The 18,880-nt window shown below is 71.8% G+C and carries 22 protein-coding genes; 13 read left to right on the forward strand and 9 right to left on the reverse strand.

Annotated elements, in window-relative coordinates:
• Positions 1 to 7 precede the first annotated feature (7 nt).
• The 3 genes from I4Q55_RS14695 to hisG all read left to right on the forward strand — a co-directional run bounded on the left by I4Q55_RS14695 (position 8) and on the right by hisG (position 1,758).
• Positions 8 to 493: a methylated-DNA--[protein]-cysteine S-methyltransferase gene (locus I4Q55_RS14695; protein WP_206788282.1), complete on the forward strand. Its 486-nt coding sequence runs from the start codon at positions 8 to 10 to the stop codon at positions 491 to 493.
• A gap of 112 nt (positions 494 to 605) precedes the next feature.
• A complete protein-coding gene (locus I4Q55_RS14700; protein ID WP_013226745.1) occupies positions 606 to 869 on the forward strand; it encodes a phosphoribosyl-ATP diphosphatase in 264 nt (87 codons plus the stop codon).
• Positions 870 to 912: 43 nt separating this feature from the next.
• A complete protein-coding gene (hisG, locus tag I4Q55_RS14705; protein WP_206788284.1) occupies positions 913 to 1,758 on the forward strand; it encodes an ATP phosphoribosyltransferase in 846 nt (281 codons plus the stop codon).
• A 73-nt stretch (positions 1,759 to 1,831) separates the two neighbouring features.
• On the opposite strand, the gene I4Q55_RS14710 is transcribed toward hisG, so the two are convergent.
• The 3 genes from I4Q55_RS14710 to I4Q55_RS14720 form a co-directional block, all read right to left on the reverse strand.
• A complete protein-coding gene (locus I4Q55_RS14710) occupies positions 1,832 to 2,767 on the reverse strand; it encodes a ParA family protein (protein ID WP_206788285.1) in 936 nt (311 codons plus the stop codon).
• A gap of 64 nt (positions 2,768 to 2,831) precedes the next feature.
• The gene (locus tag I4Q55_RS14715) at positions 2,832 to 3,623 is read right to left on the reverse strand and encodes a thioesterase family protein (RefSeq protein ID WP_206788286.1); all 792 of its coding nucleotides are present in this window, start codon (positions 3,621 to 3,623) and stop codon (positions 2,832 to 2,834) included.
• Positions 3,623 to 4,522 (reverse strand): RecB family exonuclease, encoded by a 900-nt coding sequence (locus I4Q55_RS14720; RefSeq protein ID WP_206788287.1) that lies wholly within the window; start codon positions 4,520 to 4,522, stop codon positions 3,623 to 3,625. Before I4Q55_RS14720 ends, I4Q55_RS14715 begins: the two co-directional genes overlap by 1 nt.
• Before the next feature lie 186 nt (positions 4,523 to 4,708).
• On the opposite strand from I4Q55_RS14720, the gene I4Q55_RS14725 reads away from it, so the two are divergent.
• Both I4Q55_RS14725 and I4Q55_RS14730 read left to right on the forward strand, forming a co-directional pair.
• A complete protein-coding gene (locus I4Q55_RS14725; RefSeq protein ID WP_206788288.1) occupies positions 4,709 to 5,860 on the forward strand; it encodes a site-2 protease family protein in 1,152 nt (383 codons plus the stop codon).
• A 65-nt stretch (positions 5,861 to 5,925) separates the two neighbouring features.
• Positions 5,926 to 6,756 (forward strand): tRNA (adenine-N1)-methyltransferase, encoded by an 831-nt coding sequence (locus I4Q55_RS14730; RefSeq protein ID WP_206788289.1) that lies wholly within the window; start codon positions 5,926 to 5,928, stop codon positions 6,754 to 6,756.
• Here I4Q55_RS14730 and I4Q55_RS14735 read toward each other — a convergent pair.
• Entirely contained in the window at positions 6,753 to 7,202 is a 450-nt protein-coding gene (locus I4Q55_RS14735; RefSeq protein ID WP_206788290.1) for a hypothetical protein, read from the reverse strand. The genes I4Q55_RS14730 and I4Q55_RS14735 overlap by 4 nt on opposite strands.
• Before the next feature lie 13 nt (positions 7,203 to 7,215).
• Positions 7,216 to 8,136, reverse strand: coding sequence for a hypothetical protein (locus I4Q55_RS14740; RefSeq protein WP_206788291.1), 921 nt, complete (start codon positions 8,134 to 8,136; stop codon positions 7,216 to 7,218).
• Between the two features lie 366 nt (positions 8,137 to 8,502).
• On the opposite strand from I4Q55_RS14740, the gene arc reads away from it, so the two are divergent.
• A complete protein-coding gene (gene arc / locus I4Q55_RS14745; RefSeq protein ID WP_091311455.1) occupies positions 8,503 to 10,305 on the forward strand; it encodes a proteasome ATPase in 1,803 nt (600 codons plus the stop codon).
• A 121-nt stretch (positions 10,306 to 10,426) separates the two neighbouring features.
• On the opposite strand, the gene I4Q55_RS14750 is transcribed toward arc, so the two are convergent.
• Positions 10,427 to 11,347, reverse strand: coding sequence for a DMT family transporter (locus I4Q55_RS14750; protein ID WP_206788293.1), 921 nt, complete (start codon positions 11,345 to 11,347; stop codon positions 10,427 to 10,429).
• A gap of 76 nt (positions 11,348 to 11,423) precedes the next feature.
• Here I4Q55_RS14750 and I4Q55_RS14755 point away from each other — a divergent pair, with 76 nt between their 5' ends.
• Positions 11,424 to 12,248, forward strand: coding sequence for a DUF3626 domain-containing protein (locus I4Q55_RS14755; protein WP_206788294.1), 825 nt, complete (start codon positions 11,424 to 11,426; stop codon positions 12,246 to 12,248).
• On the opposite strand, the gene I4Q55_RS14760 is transcribed toward I4Q55_RS14755, so the two are convergent.
• Both I4Q55_RS14760 and I4Q55_RS14765 read right to left on the reverse strand, forming a co-directional pair.
• Positions 12,237 to 13,112, reverse strand: a complete 876-nt coding sequence (locus I4Q55_RS14760) for a TIGR03620 family F420-dependent LLM class oxidoreductase (RefSeq protein WP_374194470.1) — start codon at positions 13,110 to 13,112, stop codon at positions 12,237 to 12,239. The genes I4Q55_RS14755 and I4Q55_RS14760 overlap by 12 nt on opposite strands.
• Before the next feature lie 68 nt (positions 13,113 to 13,180).
• Complete coding sequence (locus tag I4Q55_RS14765; RefSeq protein WP_206788295.1) at positions 13,181 to 13,519, reverse strand: helix-turn-helix transcriptional regulator; 339 nt, start codon at positions 13,517 to 13,519, stop codon at positions 13,181 to 13,183.
• 75 nt (positions 13,520 to 13,594) lie between these two features.
• Between I4Q55_RS14765 and I4Q55_RS14770 the strand changes: the two genes are divergently transcribed.
• From I4Q55_RS14770 to I4Q55_RS14780, 3 genes are read left to right on the forward strand one after another with little or no spacing between them, the layout of a single operon-like run.
• On the forward strand, positions 13,595 to 13,930 hold the full coding sequence (locus I4Q55_RS14770; RefSeq protein ID WP_206788296.1) for a hypothetical protein: 336 nt from the start codon (positions 13,595 to 13,597) through the stop codon (positions 13,928 to 13,930).
• On the forward strand, positions 13,927 to 14,862 hold the full coding sequence (locus tag I4Q55_RS14775; protein ID WP_206788297.1) for an aldo/keto reductase: 936 nt from the start codon (positions 13,927 to 13,929) through the stop codon (positions 14,860 to 14,862). Before I4Q55_RS14770 ends, I4Q55_RS14775 begins: the two co-directional genes overlap by 4 nt.
• Before the next feature lie 35 nt (positions 14,863 to 14,897).
• The gene (locus I4Q55_RS14780) at positions 14,898 to 15,527 is read left to right on the forward strand and encodes a hypothetical protein (protein WP_206788298.1); all 630 of its coding nucleotides are present in this window, start codon (positions 14,898 to 14,900) and stop codon (positions 15,525 to 15,527) included.
• Here I4Q55_RS14780 and I4Q55_RS14785 read toward each other — a convergent pair.
• Entirely contained in the window at positions 15,518 to 16,036 is a 519-nt protein-coding gene (locus I4Q55_RS14785; protein ID WP_206788299.1) for an NUDIX domain-containing protein, read from the reverse strand. The genes I4Q55_RS14780 and I4Q55_RS14785 overlap by 10 nt on opposite strands.
• A gap of 41 nt (positions 16,037 to 16,077) precedes the next feature.
• Between I4Q55_RS14785 and dop the strand changes: the two genes are divergently transcribed.
• From dop to prcB, 3 genes are all read left to right on the forward strand, one after another.
• Positions 16,078 to 17,580, forward strand: a complete 1,503-nt coding sequence (dop, locus tag I4Q55_RS14790; protein ID WP_206788300.1) for a depupylase/deamidase Dop — start codon at positions 16,078 to 16,080, stop codon at positions 17,578 to 17,580.
• An 86-nt stretch (positions 17,581 to 17,666) separates the two neighbouring features.
• Positions 17,667 to 17,861, forward strand: a complete 195-nt coding sequence (locus I4Q55_RS14795; protein WP_013226725.1) for a ubiquitin-like protein Pup — start codon at positions 17,667 to 17,669, stop codon at positions 17,859 to 17,861.
• Between the two features lie 112 nt (positions 17,862 to 17,973).
• Entirely contained in the window at positions 17,974 to 18,828 is an 855-nt protein-coding gene (gene prcB / locus I4Q55_RS14800) for a proteasome subunit beta (RefSeq protein WP_206788302.1), read from the forward strand.
• Positions 18,829 to 18,880: the final 52 nt, after the last annotated feature.

The following is an 18,880-nucleotide window of genomic DNA, read 5'->3' on the forward strand; positions in this document are numbered from 1 at the left end:
AGAACCCATGCGTACCCACGCCGTCGTCGACAGCCCGTGCGGCCCGCTGACGCTGGTCGCCGAAGGCGCCGCGCTCTGCGGCCTCTACATGGTCGACCAGCGCCACCGCCCGGACGAGCTGACCTTCGGCTCGCACGACCCGGGCGCGGAGATCTTCGACCGCGCCGAAACCGAGCTGAAGGAGTACTTCGCCGGGCAACGGCGGGAGTTCGAGGTGCCGCTGACGTTCGTCGGCACGCCGTTCCAGCAGGCGGTGTGGGCCCAGCTGCGGAAGATCCCGTACGGCACGACGATCTCCTACGGGCAGCTGGCGGACCGGCTCGGCAACGCGGGCGCGTCCCGTGCGGTCGGGCTGGCGAACGGCAAGAACCCGATCGGGATCATCGTCCCGTGCCACCGGGTGGTCGGCTCGAACGGCTCCCTCACCGGCTACGGCGGCGGCCTCGACCGCAAGCGGTACCTGCTCGACTTCGAGCAGGGCGCGCTGTTCTGATCGCCACGGATCCCAGCTCGTGGGAGCCGGCGTCCACGGGCGTGTGAGATGGGCGGCATCCGCGGCGGGGCGGGGCGGCGGTTCCGGGTCCGGGATGGAAGGATTCCGGACCGTGAAGACCTTCGATGAGCTGTTCGCGGAGCTTGCCGAGCGCGCGCGTACCCGTCCCGACGGGTCCGGCACCGTCGTCGCCCTCGACGCCGGGGTGCATGCCCAGGGCAAGAAGGTGCTCGAGGAAGCCGGCGAGGTGTGGATCGCCGCCGAGCACGAGTCCGATGAGCGCCTCGCCGAGGAGATCTCCCAGCTGCTGTACCGGGTGCAGGTGCTGATGCTCGGCCGCGGCCTGTCGACCGAGGACGTCTACCGCTACCTGTGACGGGTGGTCCCCGAAGAACCCGAAGAACGAGGAGAGAAGCGAAATGCTGCGTGTTGCCGTGCCGAACAAGGGAGCCCTCGCCGCCGCGGCGACGGAGATGCTCGGCGAGGCGGGCTACCGCAAGCGGCATGAGCAGCGCGACCTGACCGTGCTCGACCACGTCAACGAGGTCGAGTTCTTCTTCCTCCGCCCCAAGGACATCGCGATCTACGTCGGCTCCGGCGAGCTCGACCTGGGCATCACCGGCCGGGACCTCGCGCTCGACTCCGGTGCCCCGGTCGAGGAGATCCAGGCGCTCGGCTTCGGCGGCTCGACGTTCCGCTACGCGGCCCCGGCCGGCCGGGACTGGAAGCCGGCGGACCTGCACGGCAAGCGGCTGGCGACGTCGTACCCGCGGCTGGTCCGCGACGACCTCGCCCGCCACGGCGTCGAGGCCGAGGTGATCCGCCTCGACGGCGCGGTGGAGATCTCGATCCAGCTCGGCGTGGCGGACGCGATCGCGGACGTCGTCGAGTCGGGCCGGTCGCTGCGGCAGCACAACCTGGTGGCGTTCGGCGACCCGATCTGCGTGTCGGAAGCGGTGCTGCTGCAGCGCCGGGGCACCGAGGAGAGCAAGGCGAAGTCGCAGCTGGCCGCGCGCCTGCGCGGGGTCGTGTTCGCGCAGCAGTACATGATGCTGGACTACGACTGCCCGCGGACGCTGGTCGAGCGCGCGATCGCGATCACGCCCGGCCTGGAGTCGCCGACGGTCGCCCCGCTGGCGCACGAAGACTGGGTGGCGGTGCGCGCGATGGTGTCGCGCAAGAAGGTCAACCTCATCATGGACGAGCTGGCCGAGGTGGGCGCGAAGGCGATCCTGGCGTCGGACATCCGCTCCTGCCGCCTCTGACGCACACCGCTCGTGAGTGGTAATTCGGGTTAGAACCCGAATTACCACTCACGACGAGCCGCGGCAGACTTGCTTACCGGGGGCGGTTGGGCTTCTTCGGCAGCAAGTCGTAGAGGCCCTTGCGGGCGCCGTTGTCGTTGACGTTGCGGGCCACCGCGACCTCGGAGATGAAGTCCTCGAAGACGAACTCCTCGTCGGCCGGGATCACCGCCGGGGCCGCGTTCTGCGCCAGGTACCCGTCCAGGGTTTCCGCGATCTCGCGGAAGGAGAGCGCTTGCAGCGTCTCCGGCGCGTACGTCGTCACCGGGACGCCGTGCGCGGCCGCCTCGTTCATCACCACACCCAGCGGCAGGTGCGACAGCATCGGGATGCCGAAGTCGTACATCTCCTGCAGCGCCGCGGCCGCGTAGTGCGAGATCGGCCGCCGGTAGAGGCTCGGCACCAGGCCGAACCACGACAGCGGCTGCCGGCCGACGGTCTGCTCGACGTACCGGACCTGGTCGGCCAGCAGCCGCAGCGCGCGGATGCTCGTCTTGTCCGGCTGGACCGGCACCAGGATGCCGTGCGAGGCCGCCAGCGCGTTGTTCGTCAGCACGTCCAGCGCGGGCGGGCAGTCGATGACGCAGTGGTCGTAGTTGGCGAACTGGATGACCCGCGCGAGCTGCCAGCCGGGGACGCGGAACGAGTCGAGCCGCCGGATCAGGTCGAACATCCCCGGCGACGTCGGTACGACGTCGAGCGCGCCGCCCTTCCCGAGGTTGCTGCGCGGGTGCGGGACGACGAGCTCCTCGATCGGGCCCTTCCACGTCTTGGCCAGCGCCTTCGCCAGGCTCGGCTGGTCCGCGGCCACCTCGGACAGCCCGAGCATCTCGGTCGTCGCGTGGCCCTGCGGGTCGAGGTCGACCAGGAGCACCCGGCGGCCCCGCTCGGCCAGTGCGGCCGCGGTGCCGACGCTCAGTGAGGTCTTCCCGACCCCGCCTTTCTGGTTGACCACCGAGGTGATCTGCATGCCGGAGCGCTCCTCAAGTCGGTCGTTCCGCGAAGGTTATTGGATGCGGGCCCGTTGTGGGTGGCTATCCGCCCCCGGCCTGTCGCGGCCGGACCATCAGCGCCTGCGCGCCGGTGGCCACCGGGCCGCCGGCGTCGTGCAGGATGCTCGTCGCCGTGCCGATGCCGTGCCCGCCGACGAGGGTGACCGCGTCGAGGCCGATCCACTCGCCTTCCGGCACCCGCCGCAGGTGCACGGTGAGCTCGGAGTTGATGAACCACCACTGCCGCGGGTCGAGGTAGTTGGACACGCCGTTGCCGGAGTCGGCGACGGTGAACAGCCGCTGCAGGCCGCTCGGTTCCTCGCCGTCGACCAGCGGGACGCGCTGGCGGGCCCACACCGCCGCCGGGCCCGGCACGTCCATGCCGCCGCGCACCGCGCGCCACTCCATCGCGTCGAGGTAGCCGCCCTGCCAGCCCTCCGGCCACGGCGACTCGCCGACGCTGTCCGGCCCGGGCAGCAGCGGACCGGCGTCGGTGCCGGCCGCCGCCGTGTCCGACGTCGCGATGCGCCACGCCGACGCCCGCGCCACGACGCGTTCGGCGCTCGCCAGCTCGGCCCGCAGCAGCTCGACCGACCGGCCGGGCCGCTCGATCCCCGCCCGCACGGTGAGCTCGGCGACCGGCGCCGGGCCGAGGATTTCGACGGTCACGCGCGCGAGTTCGGCCGGGTGGCCGGTTTCGACGGTTTCGAGGGCCCGGACGAGCAACGCCGACGGCGGGCCGAAGTGCTGGGCGTCCGGCGTCCACGGGCCGGCCGTGTGCGCGGTCGCGGAGAACCGGCCGTCGCCGAGCGGGACGTAGAAGGCGTCGGCCATCAGTCGGCCCGGTCCAGCGGTGTCTCGTCACCGGCGTCGGGCTCCGGCCAGCCGGGGTACTCGGGTGGCGTGCCGCCGTACTCGGGGCAGTGGGCCTGGTGGTCGCACCAGTTGCACAGCTTGCTCTTGTTCGGCCGGAAATCGCCCGTTTTGCCCGCCTTGAGGATGGCCTGCCAGATGGCTTCGAGGGTGCGCTCGAAGCGCAGCAGCTCGGCCTCGTCGGGGGTGTAGGCCAGCGATTGGCCGTCGGTGAGGTACATGAGCTTCAGCTGGCGGGGGACGATCCCGCGCAGCCGCCACAGGACGACGGCGTAGAACTTCATCTGGAACATCGCCTTGGCCTCGCCGATCTCGCGCGGCGCGGCCCCGGTCTTGTAGTCGACGACCCGGATCTCGCCGGTCGGCGCGACGTCGAGCCGGTCGATGTAGCCGCGCAGCAGGACGCCGGAGCCGAGCTCGATCTCGACGTGCAGCTCGCAGGCCTCGGGTTCCAGGCGCCGCGGGTCTTCCAGTTCGAAGTAGGCGTCGAGGAGCTTTTCGGCCGACCGCAGCCAGTCCGCGTGGTCTTCGGGCTTGTCGCCGTCGAACAGCTCGGTCCACTCCGGACGGTCGGCGGAGAGGTCGGTCCACGCCGGGCCGAGCAGCTCGCGCGCCTGGGCGGGGACGCGTTCGGCGGCCGGGAGCGCGAAGAGCCGTTCGAGGACGGAGTGGACGAGCGTGCCGCGCAGCTGGGCCTTGGTCGGGACTTCGGGCAGCCGGTCGACCGCGCGGAACCGGTAGAGCAGCGGGCACTGCTTGAAGTCGCTGGCCCTCGACGGCGACAACGCGGGCCGCCGCCGCACTTCGGTGGCGACGGCGGCGGCTGGGGTGTCGGTGGTGACGGTGTCGGCGTCGGGCATGGGCAGAGCGTAACGCCGGGGTCCGACAGTTCCGGCGACCGCAACGCCCGCCACCCCCGACCACCCCAATGTGGCGTTCGGTGCATCTGACGCACCCAATGTGGCCTTGGGGCGCATTCGCCGCGGACGACACCCATCGGGGGCCGGATCACCCGGTACCCACACCGGGGGCTCTAGGCTCTCCGCATGGCCGCGACCAGTGAACAGGGCACCGGGGGGACCCGGCAGGCCGTCCGCCCGGACGGCGGCCTCGTGCTGTTCCGGGTCGCCGGTGTGCCGGTGCTGCTCGCGCCGTCCTGGTGGGTCGGCTCGCTGATCGTCGTCGTGCTCTACGCGCCGCTGGTCGGGCGGCTGCTGCCGGACGCCTCGACGGCGACGTCGTGGCTGCTGGCCGGTGCCTTCGCGCTGCTGCTCGGGCTGTCCGTGCTCGCCCACGAGCTCGGGCACTGCCTGGTCGCGCTGCGGCTGGGGATCCCGGTGCGGCGGGTGCGCCTGTTCCTGCTCGGCGGCCTGTCCGAAGTGGCCCGCACCCCGAAGCGCCCCGGCGACGAAGGCCTGGTCGCCGCGGCCGGGCCCGCCGTGTCGTTGCTGCTCGGCGGCTTCTGCGGGCTGCTGATGTTCGCCGTCCCGCCGGACGGCGCCGTGTGGCTCCTGGTCGCCGAGTGCGCGGTGGCGAACCTGGCCGTCGGCGTGTTCAACCTGCTGCCCGGGCTGCCGCTGGACGGCGGCAGGCTGGTCCGCGCCGGCGTCTGGGCGGTCACCGGCATCCGCGCCAAGGGCACGCGCGCCGCGGTCGCCGGCGGCGCGGTCGTGGCCGCCGGGCTGCTCGTCTGGGCCCTGTGGGGCCTGGCGACGGCGAGCCCGGACCGCTGGCTGCGGCTCGGCGTCTGCGTCGTGACGGCGTGGTTCGTGATCCTCGGCGCTCGTTCGGAGCTGGCCGCCGAAGCCCGCCGAACCTGGCCGGAGGGCCTGGCCCTCGGCGAGCTGGTCCGGCCGGTGCTGCAGCTGCCCGCCGAGAGCCCGGTGTCGGACGCGCTGGCCGCGTCGGCCGGCCGCGGCGTGGTCCTGGTCCGCGCCGACGGCGTGGCGGCCGGGCTGCTGGACGAAGGCGCGGCGGAGCGGCTGGCGAGCTCGTCGCCGCACGCGCCGGCCGAGCTGGCGGCCGAGCCGATCCGGGCCGAGACCGTGCTGCTGGCCTCGGAGCCGGGGGAGGACGTCGTCGAGCGGGTCCGCGAAACCGCCGCGTGGCAGTTCCTCGTGGTCGACGACGAGGGCCGGCCGGCGGGCGTGCTGCGCCGCGAAGACCTGCGTGCCGCGCTGAACCGCCGTACCCGCTGAGCCCGGCGCCCGCGCGGCCTGCGAAGATCTGGCGTCGGCCAAACGGGTTACAGCAGGAGGAAGTGTTGTCGGTCAGCGGACCGTTTCGCGCGGGTGATCGGGTGCAGTTGACCGACTCGAAGGGGCGGCACTACACCCTGACGCTGGCCGACGGTGGTGAGTACCACACCCACCGCGGCGCGCTGGCCCACGACGACCTGATCGGCCGTCCCGAGGGGTCGGTCGTGACGTCCTCGGGCGGGTCGACCTACCTCGCGCTGCGCCCGCTGCTGCCGGACTACGTGCTGTCGATGCCGCGCGGCGCGCAGGTGATCTACCCGAAGGACGCCGCGCAGATCGTCATGTGGGGCGACATCTTCCCCGGCGCGCGCGTGCTGGAGGCGGGCGCCGGCTCGGGCGCGCTGACGTGTTCCCTGCTGCGCGCGGTCGGCCCGGCCGGGCAGGTGCACTCCTACGAAATCCGCGACGACCACGCCGAGCACGCCGAGCGCAACGTCGTGAAGTTCTTCGGCGAGAAGCCGGCCAACTGGTCGCTCACGGTCGCCGACCTGGCCTCGCACGAGGGCGAGGTCGACCGCGTCGTGCTGGACATGCTGGCGCCGTGGGACCAGCTGCCGAACGTGGCCGCCCACCTGGTGCCGGGCGGGGTGCTGACGGTCTACGTGGCGACGGTGACGCAGCTGTCGCGCGTCACCGAGTCGCTGCGCGAGCAGCAGTGCTGGACCGAGCCGGAGTCGTGGGAGACGCTGATGCGCCCGTGGCACGTGGTGGGCCTGGCAGTCCGCCCCGACCACCGGATGGTCGCGCACACGGCGTTCCTCCTCACCGCGCGGCGGCTGGCGGACGGCACGGTGTCGCCGCGCGTGTCGCGCCGGCCGAGCAAGGGCAAGGGCTAACCCGGCACGCACCAGCGGCCGTTCTCCTTGTGCAGCGGGAAGGGCGTGTCCTTGACGCCACCCGCCGCTTCGACGTGCACCTTCGCCGTCGCGGACTCGCCGCGCAGCTCCGGGGGCGCCAGCAGCTTCACCGTCACCGGGCCGGCCGCGTCCCACATCCGCTGCAGGCCCGCGAGCGCCTCGGCCGTCTGGGGGCGGCAGGTGAGCTTGCCGAACGCCGCGGAGTCGTGGCGGGCGATCGCGTCGACGATCGCGCCGGCCAGCACCGCCACCGCCGCCGTGTCGGCCTCGTCGGGGGCCGAGGGCACCGTCGGGCGGGTCGACGGCGCCGGCGTGGCCGAGGCGGTGGGCGGCGAGCCTGACGGGGCCACGAGCAGCAGCCCCAGCACCACGCCCACCCCGGCCACGCCGAGCAGGGCCAGCCCGGCGGCGAACGCGCGGTTCACCGCCGCCGGGTGGTCACGAGCCGTCCGCCTTGACGTTGGACAGGCACCAGAGCCCGGACTCCTTCTGCGCCGACATCGTGCCGACCTTGGTCTTGCTGCCGTCGGTGGCGGAGTAGCGGACCGTGGCCTTGTCGCCGGTCTCCGTCGGCGTGCCGGTCAGCTTCACCGTGACCTGCGGGATCGCGCCCGTGGTGCCCTCGAAGACGCTGCGGCAGATGGTGTCGCCGAGCGCCTTCTCGTCGCGCGCGTTGTAGGCCGCGATGGTCGAGTCGAACAGCTCCTGGGAGCTGGCCTTGCCGCCGGGGGCCGGGCCGTCCGCGGGCTTGCTGCTCTTCGACGTCGGGCTGGTCGGCGTGGTGCTCTTGGGCTTCGGGGTGGAGGCCTTCGGGGCCGTCGTCGGTGCCGGCGCCGAGCTGCTGCTCGCGGGCGGCGCGGCGGTCTGCTGGTCGTCACCCTGGGTGGCGAGGACCACCGCGGTCACCCCGCCGCCGACGACGACCACCGCGGCCGCCGCGATGCCGATGATCAGGCCGGTTTTCTTCTTCTTGGGCGGGGGCGCGTCGCCGAAGCCGCCGCCGTAGGAGTCGTAGCCGCCGAAGCCCTGGGCCGGCTGGCCCCACTGGTCCTGCTGGCCGTACTGCGGGTAGCCCTGCTGGGGCTGAGGGCCCGTCTGCGGCTGGTAACCACCCTGACCGGACTGGTCGTACCCGCCCTGCCGGCCGTACTGCTGAGTGCCGTCGTACCCGCCGTACTGCTGGGTCCCGTCGTAGGGGCCGGGCTGCCCGAACTGCTGCGTGCCGCCGTAGCCGGGCTGGGGCTGGGGACCGCTCTGGGGGTAGCCGCCCTGCTGCGGCTGGCCGTACGGCCCGGGCTGCTGCCCGTAGCCGCCGGGCTCCTGGCCGTAGCCGCCCGGTTGCTGCGGCGGGTAGGTCATGACGGGTGCCCCCTAGCGTTCCTTCGGTTGCGCCCGGCCGTCGCGGCCGGTACAGCGTGGCCCGATGCTAGCCACCGGCGCGGCCTGCCGCGCGGTTAGGGCGGAACTGGCCGGAATTGCCCGGATCGGGGCGGCGGTTGGGGCTCTCGCGGGCGGGGTACTCCCGACGTGCTTGCTTCGTCCCGGCCCGTACGGACCCGCGACACACCGGCGCCACGGCACCGAAATGGCCGCTTGCGCTGCGGGAATGTCCGTGCTGGGGAGGGCTGGCAAACCGCGACGCGCCGATCTTGTGATCCGGAAAGGCCTTTTCTTGTCGGTGATCGCCGGTACCGTGGAATGAAAAGCACTCCGAGGAGGTGCCCGATGCATCATGACCTTCCCGGAGGTCGGCGCGAGGAGGCCGACCCTTCAGCAACATCAGGAGCTGGGACGACGGCGGACGAGCAGGCTCGGCAGATCCGTTTTCTCGAGGAAGAAGTGGCGCTGCTGCGCCGCAAACTGACGGACTCGCCACGGCAGAACCGGGTGCTCGAACAGCGCCTCGCCGAGGCCTCGGAAAGGGTGAGCCAGCTCACCGAGCGCAACACCAAACTGGTCGAAACCCTGCGCGAAGCGCGAGGACAGCTTCTCGCCCTCCGCGAGGAGGTCGACCGGCTGGCCCAGCCACCGTCCGGATACGGCGTCTTCGTCGAGGCGTACGAGGACAACACGGTGGACGTCTTCACGGCCGGCCGGAAGATGCGGGTGTCGGTTTCGCCCGCGGTCGAGCTCTCGTCGCTGCGCCGCGGTCAGGCACTGCGGCTCAACGAGGCGCTCACCGTGGTCGAGGCCGGCGGCTTCGAACGCACCGGCGAGGTCTGCGCGTTGCGTGAGGTGCTCGCCGCCGACGTCGAGGGCGGCAGCCTTCGCGCGCTGGTGGTCGGGCACGCGGACGAGGAGCGGGTGGTCCTGCTCTCCGATCTGCTGGCCGAGCAGCCGCTCAAGCCGGGCGACTCGCTCCTGGTCGACTCCAAGGCCGGCTACGCGTACGAGCGCGTGCCGAAGGCGGAGGTCGAGGACCTGGTGCTGGAGGAGGTGCCCGACGTCCGCTACGAGGACATCGGTGGCCTCACCCGGCAGATCGAGCAGATCAGGGACGCGGTCGAGCTGCCGTTCCTGCACGCCGACCTGTACCAGGAGTACCAGCTGCGGCCGCCGAAGGGTGTCCTGCTCTACGGCCCGCCGGGCTGCGGCAAGACGCTCATCGCCAAGGCCGTGGCGAACTCGCTGGCCAAGAAGGTGGCGGCGGCGCGGGGCGAGAACGAGGACGGGAAGTCCTACTTCCTGAACATCAAGGGTCCCGAGCTGCTCAACAAGTTCGTCGGGGAGACCGAGCGGCACATCCGCCTGATCTTCCAGCGGGCGCGGGAGAAGGCCTCCGAGGGCACCCCGGTGATCGTGTTCTTCGACGAGATGGACTCGATCTTCCGGACCCGTGGGTCGGGCGTGTCGTCCGACGTGGAGACCACGATCGTGCCGCAGCTGCTGTCGGAGATCGACGGTGTCGAGGGCCTGGAGAACGTCATCGTCATCGGCGCCTCCAACCGCGAGGACATGATCGACCCGGCGATCCTGCGGCCGGGCCGGCTCGACGTCAAGATCAAGATCGAGCGTCCGGACGCCGAAGGCGCGAAGGACATCTTCTCCAAGTACCTGGCCGAAGGCCTGCCGATCCACGCCGACGACCTCGCCGAGTTCGGCGGCGACGCCAAGGCGACGTTCGACGCGATGATCCAGCACACCGTCGAGCGGATGTACGAGGAGAGCGACGAGAACCGGTTCCTCGAGGTGACCTACGCCAACGGGGACAAGGAAGTCCTGTACTTCCGCGACTTCAACTCGGGCGCGATGATCCAGAACATCGTGGACCGGGCGAAGAAGTCGGCGATCAAGTCGGTGCTGGAGACCAAGCAGCCGGGTCTCCGCGTGCAGCACCTGCTCGACGCGATCGTCGACGAGTTCGCGGAGAACGAGGACCTCCCGAACACCACCAACCCGGACGACTGGGCCCGGATCTCCGGCAAGAAGGGCGAGCGGATCGTCTACATCCGCACGCTGGTCACCGGCAAGAACCAGGACTCGGGGCGGGCGATCGACACCGCCACGAACACCGGTCAGTACCTGTAGTCGGGTAAGGCGGGTGAGGTCTGCTTGCGGAAAGCGCAAGCCGACCTCACCCGCCTAGTGTCTTTTGGGGGTGCAACCCCCAAACCCCGCCCGGGGGCAAGCCCCCGGACCCCCGCGTGGGTCACTTCGCGTCGACCAGTGCCGGTTCCGTCCTGCGCAGGCGCAGCCGTCCGTGGGCGGCGAGGATCCCCAGCACCACGAGCAGCGCCCCGGCCGGCTGGTTCCAGCTCACCGGCTCACCCAGCACGAGCACGCCGAGCAGCACGCCCACCACCGGCGTCAGGTACGTCACCGCCGACGCGTTGGCCGCGCCCCAGGCGGCGATGATCCGCGTGTTCCAGGCGTAGGCGATGCCCGTGCCGAAGACGCCGAGCGCGATCATGCTCGCCACCACCGGCAGGTCGAGGCGCACCGGCGTCGCCGCGACCACCGGGGCCAGCAGGACCAGGATCACCGTCGCCGACGCCGTCTGCCCGAACGCGACCACCACCGGGTCTGTCCCACGAGGTGAGACGAACCGGCGCAGGTAGACGAAACACGCGCCGTAGCACGTCGTCGCGCCGAGGCAGGCGAGCTGGGCCGTCAGCTGGTGGGACACGTCGATGCCGTGCCACACCCCGACGATCGTGAGCACGCCGAGGAACCCGAGCAGCAGGCCGAAGACCCGGGGTGGCGTGAACCGCTCCGCCGGCAGCGCCGCGGCCGCCAGCAACATCGTGACCAGTGGCGTCGTCGCGTTGAAGATGCTGGCCAGACCGGACGAAATGTACTGTTCCGCCCACGAGAACAACAGGAACGGCACCACGCACAACAGCACCGACACGACCGCGAGGTGCCCCCACAGCACGGGATCGCGGGGAAGCGGCCGCCGGCGCACCAGCAGGATGGCACCCAGCGCGAGAGCGCCCAGCGCGACGCGGGCGAGCGCGACCTGGCCGGGGGAGAGCCCGCCCAGGCCCACCTTGATGAACAGGAAACTCGCACCCCACACGATCGCCAGCAGCGCGAACCGCACCGTGACCCCGAAATCCGTCCGTCGCATGGCCGCAGTCAAACCGCCGCACCGGCCGCGAAGCCAGTGGTTTTCCGACGCCGCGTTGTGTATAACGGCCTATACCATGGGGCAGGATTGGCAAGCAGCAGTCGAGTACGTCGCGGCGCGCGCCGGAGGACCACCGCTGCCGGCGGGCATGGACGTCACGGTCCACTTCCACCCGGACCGGCTGGTGGGAGCGGTGCCGCTGCTGCGGCACTGGGTGACCGACGGCGTCTACCGCTCCCAGTTCGAGACCGGCACGGGCAACGGCGGCCTGACCGCGCACCCGGGCGGGGACCGGTGGCGCTGGGAGTGCCGGATGTTCGGCGGGGTCTACGACACCCTCCCGCCGGCGGCTCGCCCGAAGTACGGCTCGCTCAACCACCGCCGCCGCCCGGCCGGTGGCTCCGTCCGGTTCGGTTCCGCGCACTTCCGCCTCAGGCGTGACGTGCTGGAGCGCACGACCTTCTGCTACCCGGACAGCTTCCGCGAGCCGGGGGACTTCGGCACGGTCGCGCGGATGCCGCTGATCCCGCTCGTCGAAGCCGACGCCCCCGACGAGCTCGACGACTACATCGAAGCCCACGTCCACGGTCCGCTCCGGCTGTCGTCCGACGTCGCGGCGCTGGTGCTGGACCCGTGCTTTCGCGGCACCGAAGTCGAAGCGGCGGCCGCCGACCTGCCGTTTCCCACGGAGTGGCACCACGGCTTCCGGCTCTCGGTGGCGATGCTCGCCGACCACGCGGACTACCGTGGCGAGGAGGTCGTGCGGGCCGGCGAAGACATCGCCGAGGACGGGTGGCTGGACGCCCGCGTCATCGGCGACGCCGTCCGCGCCGGCCGGCACGATCCCCAGGTGCTCAAACGGGTGTGGCACTGCACCGCGCGGTTCGGCCTACGCGGGTAGCAGTGCCTCGGTCAGCCGCCGCCAGTGCGGCATGGCCGACGTGCCCGGCTCGACGCCGATGACCTGGACGCCGACGTGGTCGGCGCCCGCGTCGAGGTGCTGCCGCAGCTTCGCGGTGATCGTCTCCAGGTCGCCCCAGAACACGAGGTCGTCGACGAGCCGATCGCTGCCGCCGTCGATGTCTTCCTGCGGGTAGCCGAGCCGGCGGAACTTCGCGATGTTGTACGGAGTGGTGAGGTACGGGTGCAGGTGCTCGCGGGCGACCTCGCGGGCCCTGGTCGCGTCCGTCTCGAACAGCACCGCGTGCTCGACGCCGAGGAACGGCTCCGGGCCGAGGATTTCCCGCGCCTGGGCCGTGTGCTCCGGGGTCACGTGGTAGGTGTGCGCGCCGGCCGAGCGGTCGCGGGCCAGTTCCAGCATCTTCGGGCCGTACGCGGCGAGGATCCGCCGCATCGGGGTGCGCGGTGCCGGGTTGGCCTTCGGGCCGACGTCCAGCGCGTCGAGGTAGTCGTTCATCGCCTGCAGCGGCTTCGCGCCGGGCTTTCCGGCGCCGAACCCCAGGCCCAGCAGGTGGCGGTCCGGGTAGGCGTCCGCCAGGAGCAGGGCCGCGCCGTGGGTCCGCTGTGCCTCGCGGGACCAGATCTGCGCGATGCCGTTGACGACGGTGAGGCGTTCGGTGGCCGCCAGCAAGAACCCGGCGTGCGTGAGGGCTTCCCGGCCCACGGTCTCCGGGATCCAGATCGCCGGCCAGCCGAGTTCTTCCAGCTCCTGCACCGAATCCCGGATCAGGCCGGCCGGCTGGTCCTCGAAGTCGAACGTCCAGATCCCGTAGCGGCCGAGCCGCATGTTCTCGATCATACCCATAAATCGAAGTATCGCAGATTTTCGATATGAAGTGGCGGAGAGGGTTGGCGAAACAGGGGAGGAGCAGGTCAGAGGGTGTGGCCGAGAGTGGCGACGAGCCCGGCTATCCGCGCTTCGTCCCGCTTGTAGTGCGTCCACTTGCCGACGCGCGTCGCCCGGACCAGGCCGGCGCGCTGCAGCTCGGCCATGTACGCCGAGACGGTCGACTGCGCCAGGCCCGTCTTCTCCTGGATGTGGGTCACGCACACGCCGACCTCGACCGGGTCGGCGATGGCCCGCTCGACAGGGAAGTGCCGGGCCGGCTCCCGCAGCCACCGCAGCACCTGCAGCCGCACCGGGTTCGCGAGCGCCTTGAACACGTCGAGCAGCTGCTCGACGTCGGGCTCGGGTTCGGTGTGCGCAGTCATGGCTTCGAGATCAGCATAACCGCCCCCGGCGTGTACTCCCCGCACCCGAGCGTATAACGACCTATACTCGTCGGCGTGACCGAAGGAACCCGGCCCCGCGCACCCATCACCGAAGCCGACGTCCTGGCCTGGCTGGAGACGACGGCGGCCGCCGTCGAAGCGGGGGAGGTGAGCGCCCAGGAGCTCATCGACATGCTCGGCGAGCTGCGCCGCGCGTCCGCGGCCTGCGCCGACGCCTCGGACTGGCTGCTGCTCGCGGCCCGCGAAGGCGGCGCCAGCCTGCGTCAGATCGCCCCCGTGTTCGGCAAGGGCTACGTCCGGGCGCCGGCCGCGCGGCTGGAGAAACTCCACCGCCAGGCCCAGACCGCGAGCCAGTGGCTGGCCATCCTGCGGCACAAGCAGACCGCATGAGCGCCGGCCGCATCGCCCTCGGCTTGGCCGCACTGGGCCGCCCCGCGTACATCAACCTGGGCCGGGACGGCGCGCTGCCGCCGGTCCGGGACGTCGAATCGATGCGTGCGGCGACGTTCGCGGTGCTCGACCACGCCTACGCCGCCGGGGTCCGGCACGTCGACGTCGCCCGCTCCTACGGGCGCTCCGAGGAGTTCCTGGCCGGCTGGCTCGCCGAGCGCGGCCACACCGACGTCGAGGTCTCCAGCAAGTGGGGTTACGCCTACGTGGGGGAGTGGCGGCTCGACGCCGACGTGCACGAAGTGAAGGAGCACTCGGCGGCGCGGTTCGCCGCGCAGTGGGCGGAAACCCTGGCGCTGCTCGGGGATCGGGTGAGCCTCTACCAGGTCCATTCGCTCACTGTGGACAGTCCGCTGTTCACCGACGAGCCGTTGCTCGAAGCGCTGGCGGAGCTGTCCGCGAACGGCGTCGCGGTCGGGTTCTCGACGTCCGGGCCGGCCCAGGCGGCCGCGATCGAGCGGGCGTTCGCGCTGGAAGCGGCCGGGCAGCCGGTGTTTTCGGCCGTCCAGTCGACGTGGAACGTCCTGGAGCCGTCCGCAGGCCCGGCGCTGGCCGCGGCGGACGCGGCCGGGAAACGCGTGCTGGTGAAGGAAACCCTGGCCAACGGCAGGCTCGTGGTCGAAGCGCCGGCGGTGGTGCGCGAGATCGCGGCGGCGCACGGGACCGGGCCGGACGCGGTCGCGGTGGCCGCTGTGCTGGCCCACGGCTGGGCGGGCCGGGCGGTCATCGGCCCGGCGAGCCCGGCGCAGCTGGCGGACAACCTGCGGGCCACCACGCTTTCCTTGAGCACGGCAGAGGTCGCTGCGCTCGCCGGCCTGGCGGAGGATCCGGAGGAGTACTGGCGACATCGGTCCTCGTTGAAGTGGGACTGAGGTGCTGCACTACTCTGCGCAGGCACGAAACCCGGATGACAGGAGTCGAGGTGCGTCATCGGCGGGCGGTCGCGTTGGCCGCGGTCGCGTTGGTCGGCCTCACGGGCTGCGACGGGCCCGACCCGAACAACCTCGAGACGTACTACGAGGACCCGGCGACGACGTCGGCGCCGGGTCCGGCCCCCGCGGAAGCACGGGTGAGCCAGGCGCAGGCCGCACCGGCGAAGCCCGCGGCCCCCGATCCCGGCCCGCTCGCCGAGCGGGCGCTGCTGTCCGACGCCGATGTCGCGGAAGAGGGCGTGCAGCCGGGTGCGGGCGAGGCCTCCGGGTGCCTGACGGGCGTGGTGTCGGTGACCAGCCGGACGGCGTCCTGGCGCTACCCCAGCGGATCGGTGCTGAGCCACCGCGTCGCCGCGTACCCGGACCCGGCGGCAGCCGAAGCCGTCGCCGGCGCCGAGTGCGCGGGCCATGCGGTGAACGTCCCGGCCCAGCCGGGGGTCGAGGTCCAGCGGGCGTGGTGCGAGGGCAAGACGTGCACCGTGTTGCTGGCGAAGGGACGGCTCGTGTCCGGGCTGACCGTTTCGGCGAGCACGGAGGCCCGCGCGGTGGACGCGGCGAAGCGGCTGCTGCCGGCGATGGCGGCGAAGCTCACCGCTCAGCCGTAGCGGCGGAACCATTCCTGGACGCCTTCGCGGCCGTCGGGGATGAAGGGCAGCTCCGGGGCCGGGTCGTCGACCCACGCGCGGAGCTCGTCGAGGGGGATCCAGCGGCCCTCGACGACCTCCTCGGCCTGGTGGCGGATCGGGCCGTCCCAGCGGACCTCGAAGGCGAAGTTGTGGCAGCGGTTGCGGCCGTCGTCGTAGACCTTGGTGAACAGGGGGACGGGTTCCACCCCTTGGACGCCGAGTTCTTCGGCCAGCTCACGGCGGGCGCACTCGGCCGGGGTCTCGCCCGCGGCCACCATGCCGCCGGCCCAGCAGTCCCAGGTGGAGGGGAACACGTCCTTCCCGGGGGTGCGGAGGTGCACGTAGACCGCGTTTCCGTCACCCGAACGGACCAGGACGACGCCGGCGGCGTGCCACAGGGCGCCGGCGCGGACCCGGGCGCGGGTCGTGCTGCCGACCACCGCGCCGGCCTGGTCATAGAGGGCAACGAGTTCGTCACTGCCTGGCATGGGTGCATCGTTCCACTAGGACGACCCCGTAGGGTGGGGACATGCGGCGGATCATGGGAACCGAAGTCGAGTACGGCATCTCCGTGCCGGGCGACGCGACGGCGAACCCGGTACTCACCTCCACCCAGGTCGTGCTGGCCTACGCGGCGGCGGCCGACATCCCGCGCGCCCGGCGGGCGCGGTGGGACTACGAGGTGGAGAGCCCGCTGCGGGACGCGCGCGGGTTCGACCTGACCGGCCCGGGCGGGCCGGGGCACGACCCCGACGTCGAGGACCTGGGCGCGGCGAACGTCATCCTGACCAACGGGGCGCGGCTGTACGTCGACCACGCGCACCCGGAGTACTCCGCGCCCGAGGTGACGAACGCCCGCGACGCGGTCATCTGGGACAAAGCGGGCGAGCGGGTGATGGAGGAGGCGGCGATGAAGGCCGCGTCCGTGCCGGGCCAGCCGCAACTGCAGCTGTACAAGAACAACGTCGACGGCAAGGGCGCCAGCTACGGCACCCACGAGAACTACCTGATGGCCCGCTCGACGCCGTTCACCGCGGTGATCGCCGGGCTGACGCCGTTCTTCGTGTCGCGGCAGGTGGTGACCGGCTCGGGCCGGGTCGGGATCGGCCAGCAGAGTGAAGAGGCCGGGTTCCAGCTCTCCCAGCGTGCGGACTACATCGAGGTCGAGGTCGGCCTGGAGACGACGCTCAAGCGCGGGATCATCAACACCCGCGACGAGCCGCACGCCGACGCGGACAAGTACCGCCGGCTGCACGTCATCATCGGCGACGCGAACATGTCGGAGTACTCGACGTACCTGAAGGTCGGCACGACGGCGCTGGTCCTGGACCTGATCGAGTCGGGCATCCGGTTCGACGACCTGAAGCTCGACGAGCCGGTCAAGGCGGTGCACCAGATCAGCCACGACCCGACGCTGAAGACGCAGGTCGCGCTGGCCAACGGCAAGAAGTACACCGGGCTGGACCTGCAGTTCGCCTACCACGAGATCGCTTCGCAGAACCTCGAGCGCACGGGTGCCGACCAGGCGTCGAAGGAGGTCCTGCGGGTCTGGGGCGAGGTGCTGGACGCCCTGGCGCGCGACCCGCAGGAGTGCGCCGACCGGCTGGACTGGCCGGCGAAGCTGCGGCTGCTGGAGGGCTACCGGCAGCGGGACAACCTGGCCTGGGGCGCGCCGCGGCTGCGGCTGGTCGACCTGCAGTATTCGGACGTCCGGCTGGCGAAGGGCCTGTACAACCGGCTGGTGACGCGCGGGTCGATGAAGCGGCTGGTCTCGGAGGAGGAGGTGCAGGCCGCGGTGACGACGCCCCCGTCGGACACGCGGGCCTACTTCCGGGGCCGGGCGCTGGAGAAGTACGCGACCTCGATCGCGGCGGCCTCGTGGGATTCGGTCATCTTCGACGTGGGCAAGGAGTCGCTGGTGCGGATCCCGACCCTGGAGCCGCTGCGGGGGACGAAGGCGCACGTCGGCAAGTTGCTGGACAACGCGGCGACGGCGGAGGAGCTGGTGGAGGCGCTCACCGGTTCGGACTAGGCGGTTGGCACACCGATCGCGGCGGAGCCCCGAAATGTCGGGGCCGCTGGGTAGGCTAGGAAACATCAGCCACACCGGGAGGCGAGATGGCCCAGGAAAAGATCGAAAAGCACGGCGGTGGTGACTCCGACGAGGAGTTCGACGACACCGGCGCGGCGGGTCAGGAGCGGCGCGAGAAGCTCGGCGAGGACGTGGACACGATCCTCGACGAGATCGACGACGTGCTCGAGGAGAACGCCGAGGACTTCGTCCGGGCCTACGTCCAGAAGGGCGGCGAGTAGCCGCTCCGGGCACTGCGCCCCCCGCCGACCGTTCAGCAGGCGGCCGGGGCTCCACGTGGCGGCTGGCCGCACGCGGGGCTCCGGCCCGCACAGATGGGATTTTTGAGCACGTATGGACAACACCAGGGGCATCTCGGGTCCCGCGCTGCCTGCGGCGTACTTCTCCTCGGCGACGTCGTCGTTTTCGGACTTCCTGCGCGTGCAGGCGCCGGAGCTGCTGCCCGAGCGGCGCGTGGCGCCGGGCGCGGCTGAGCTGGGCATCCCGCACGGCACGACGATCGTCGCGTGCACGTTCGCGGGCGGCGTGCTGATCGCGGGTGACCGGCGGGCGACGTCCGGGAACCTGATCGCGAGCCGCGACATCGAGAAGGTGCACGTCACCGACGAGTATTCGGCGGTCGGCATCGCGGGCACGGCGGGGCTGGCCGTGGAGATGGTGCGGTTGTACGCGGTCGAGCTGGCGCACTACGAGAAGATCGAGGGCGTTTCGCTGTCGCTGGACGGCAAGACGAACAAGCTGGCCGGCATGGTCAAGGCGAACCTCGAGATGGCGATGGCCGGGCTGGCGGCGATCCCGTTGTTCGTGGGCTACGACCTGGAGGCCGAGGACGCCAAGCACGCCGGGCGGATCGTGTCGTACGACGCCGCGGGCGGGCGCTACGAGGAGCGCGGCGGCTACGCGAGCATCGGCTCGGGTTCGCTGTTCGCGAAGTCCGCGCTGAAGAAGCTGCACGACCCGGACGCGGACGTCGAGGGCGCGGTCAGGGTAGCGGTGGAGTCGCTCTACGACGCGGCGGACGACGACACGGCATCGGGCGGTCCGGACCTGGTCCGCCGGATCTTCCCGAGCGTCGTGACGATCACCGCGGAGCAGGGCGCCGTCCAGCTGCCGGAGTCGGAGACGGCGGCGGTGGCCGAAGCCGTGGTGGCCGGCCGGATCGAGCGCCAGCAGCGCCGGCTGTCCTGACCGGAGCCGGACCAGTGAACGTAGGAACACCGAAAGACCTGGAGCGCACACC

This window comes from Amycolatopsis sp. MtRt-6 (assembly GCF_017308975.1).
Classification (GTDB): domain Bacteria; phylum Actinomycetota; class Actinomycetes; order Mycobacteriales; family Pseudonocardiaceae; genus Amycolatopsis.

What these genes read in the sequence shown, in the direction of transcription:
- I4Q55_RS14780 (WP_206788298.1), top strand. Translation starts at nt 14,898, where the DNA reads ATGACAGGAGTCGAGGTGCGTCATCGGCGGGCGGTCGCGTTGGCCGCG.
- arc (WP_091311455.1), top strand. Translation starts at nt 8,503, where the DNA reads ATGCATCATGACCTTCCCGGAGGTCGGCGCGAGGAGGCCGACCCTTCA.
- I4Q55_RS14740 (WP_206788291.1), bottom strand. Translation starts at nt 8,136, where the DNA reads ATGACCTACCCGCCGCAGCAACCGGGCGGCTACGGCCAGGAGCCCGGC.
- I4Q55_RS14775 (WP_206788297.1), top strand. Translation starts at nt 13,927, where the DNA reads ATGAGCGCCGGCCGCATCGCCCTCGGCTTGGCCGCACTGGGCCGCCCC.
- I4Q55_RS14695 (WP_206788282.1), top strand. Translation starts at nt 8, where the DNA reads ATGCGTACCCACGCCGTCGTCGACAGCCCGTGCGGCCCGCTGACGCTG.
- I4Q55_RS14795 (WP_013226725.1), top strand. Translation starts at nt 17,667, where the DNA reads ATGGCCCAGGAAAAGATCGAAAAGCACGGCGGTGGTGACTCCGACGAG.
- I4Q55_RS14750 (WP_206788293.1), bottom strand. Translation starts at nt 11,347, where the DNA reads ATGCGACGGACGGATTTCGGGGTCACGGTGCGGTTCGCGCTGCTGGCG.
- I4Q55_RS14710 (WP_206788285.1), bottom strand. Translation starts at nt 2,767, where the DNA reads ATGCAGATCACCTCGGTGGTCAACCAGAAAGGCGGGGTCGGGAAGACC.
- I4Q55_RS14785 (WP_206788299.1), bottom strand. Translation starts at nt 16,036, where the DNA reads ATGCCAGGCAGTGACGAACTCGTTGCCCTCTATGACCAGGCCGGCGCG.
- I4Q55_RS14760 (WP_374194470.1), bottom strand. Translation starts at nt 13,112, where the DNA reads ATGGGTATGATCGAGAACATGCGGCTCGGCCGCTACGGGATCTGGACG.
- hisG (WP_206788284.1), top strand. Translation starts at nt 913, where the DNA reads ATGCTGCGTGTTGCCGTGCCGAACAAGGGAGCCCTCGCCGCCGCGGCG.
- prcB (WP_206788302.1), top strand. Translation starts at nt 17,974, where the DNA reads ATGGACAACACCAGGGGCATCTCGGGTCCCGCGCTGCCTGCGGCGTAC.
- I4Q55_RS14715 (WP_206788286.1), bottom strand. Translation starts at nt 3,623, where the DNA reads ATGGCCGACGCCTTCTACGTCCCGCTCGGCGACGGCCGGTTCTCCGCG.
- I4Q55_RS14720 (WP_206788287.1), bottom strand. Translation starts at nt 4,522, where the DNA reads ATGCCCGACGCCGACACCGTCACCACCGACACCCCAGCCGCCGCCGTC.
- I4Q55_RS14755 (WP_206788294.1), top strand. Translation starts at nt 11,424, where the DNA reads ATGGGGCAGGATTGGCAAGCAGCAGTCGAGTACGTCGCGGCGCGCGCC.
- dop (WP_206788300.1), top strand. Translation starts at nt 16,078, where the DNA reads ATGCGGCGGATCATGGGAACCGAAGTCGAGTACGGCATCTCCGTGCCG.
- I4Q55_RS14725 (WP_206788288.1), top strand. Translation starts at nt 4,709, where the DNA reads ATGGCCGCGACCAGTGAACAGGGCACCGGGGGGACCCGGCAGGCCGTC.
- I4Q55_RS14765 (WP_206788295.1), bottom strand. Translation starts at nt 13,519, where the DNA reads ATGACTGCGCACACCGAACCCGAGCCCGACGTCGAGCAGCTGCTCGAC.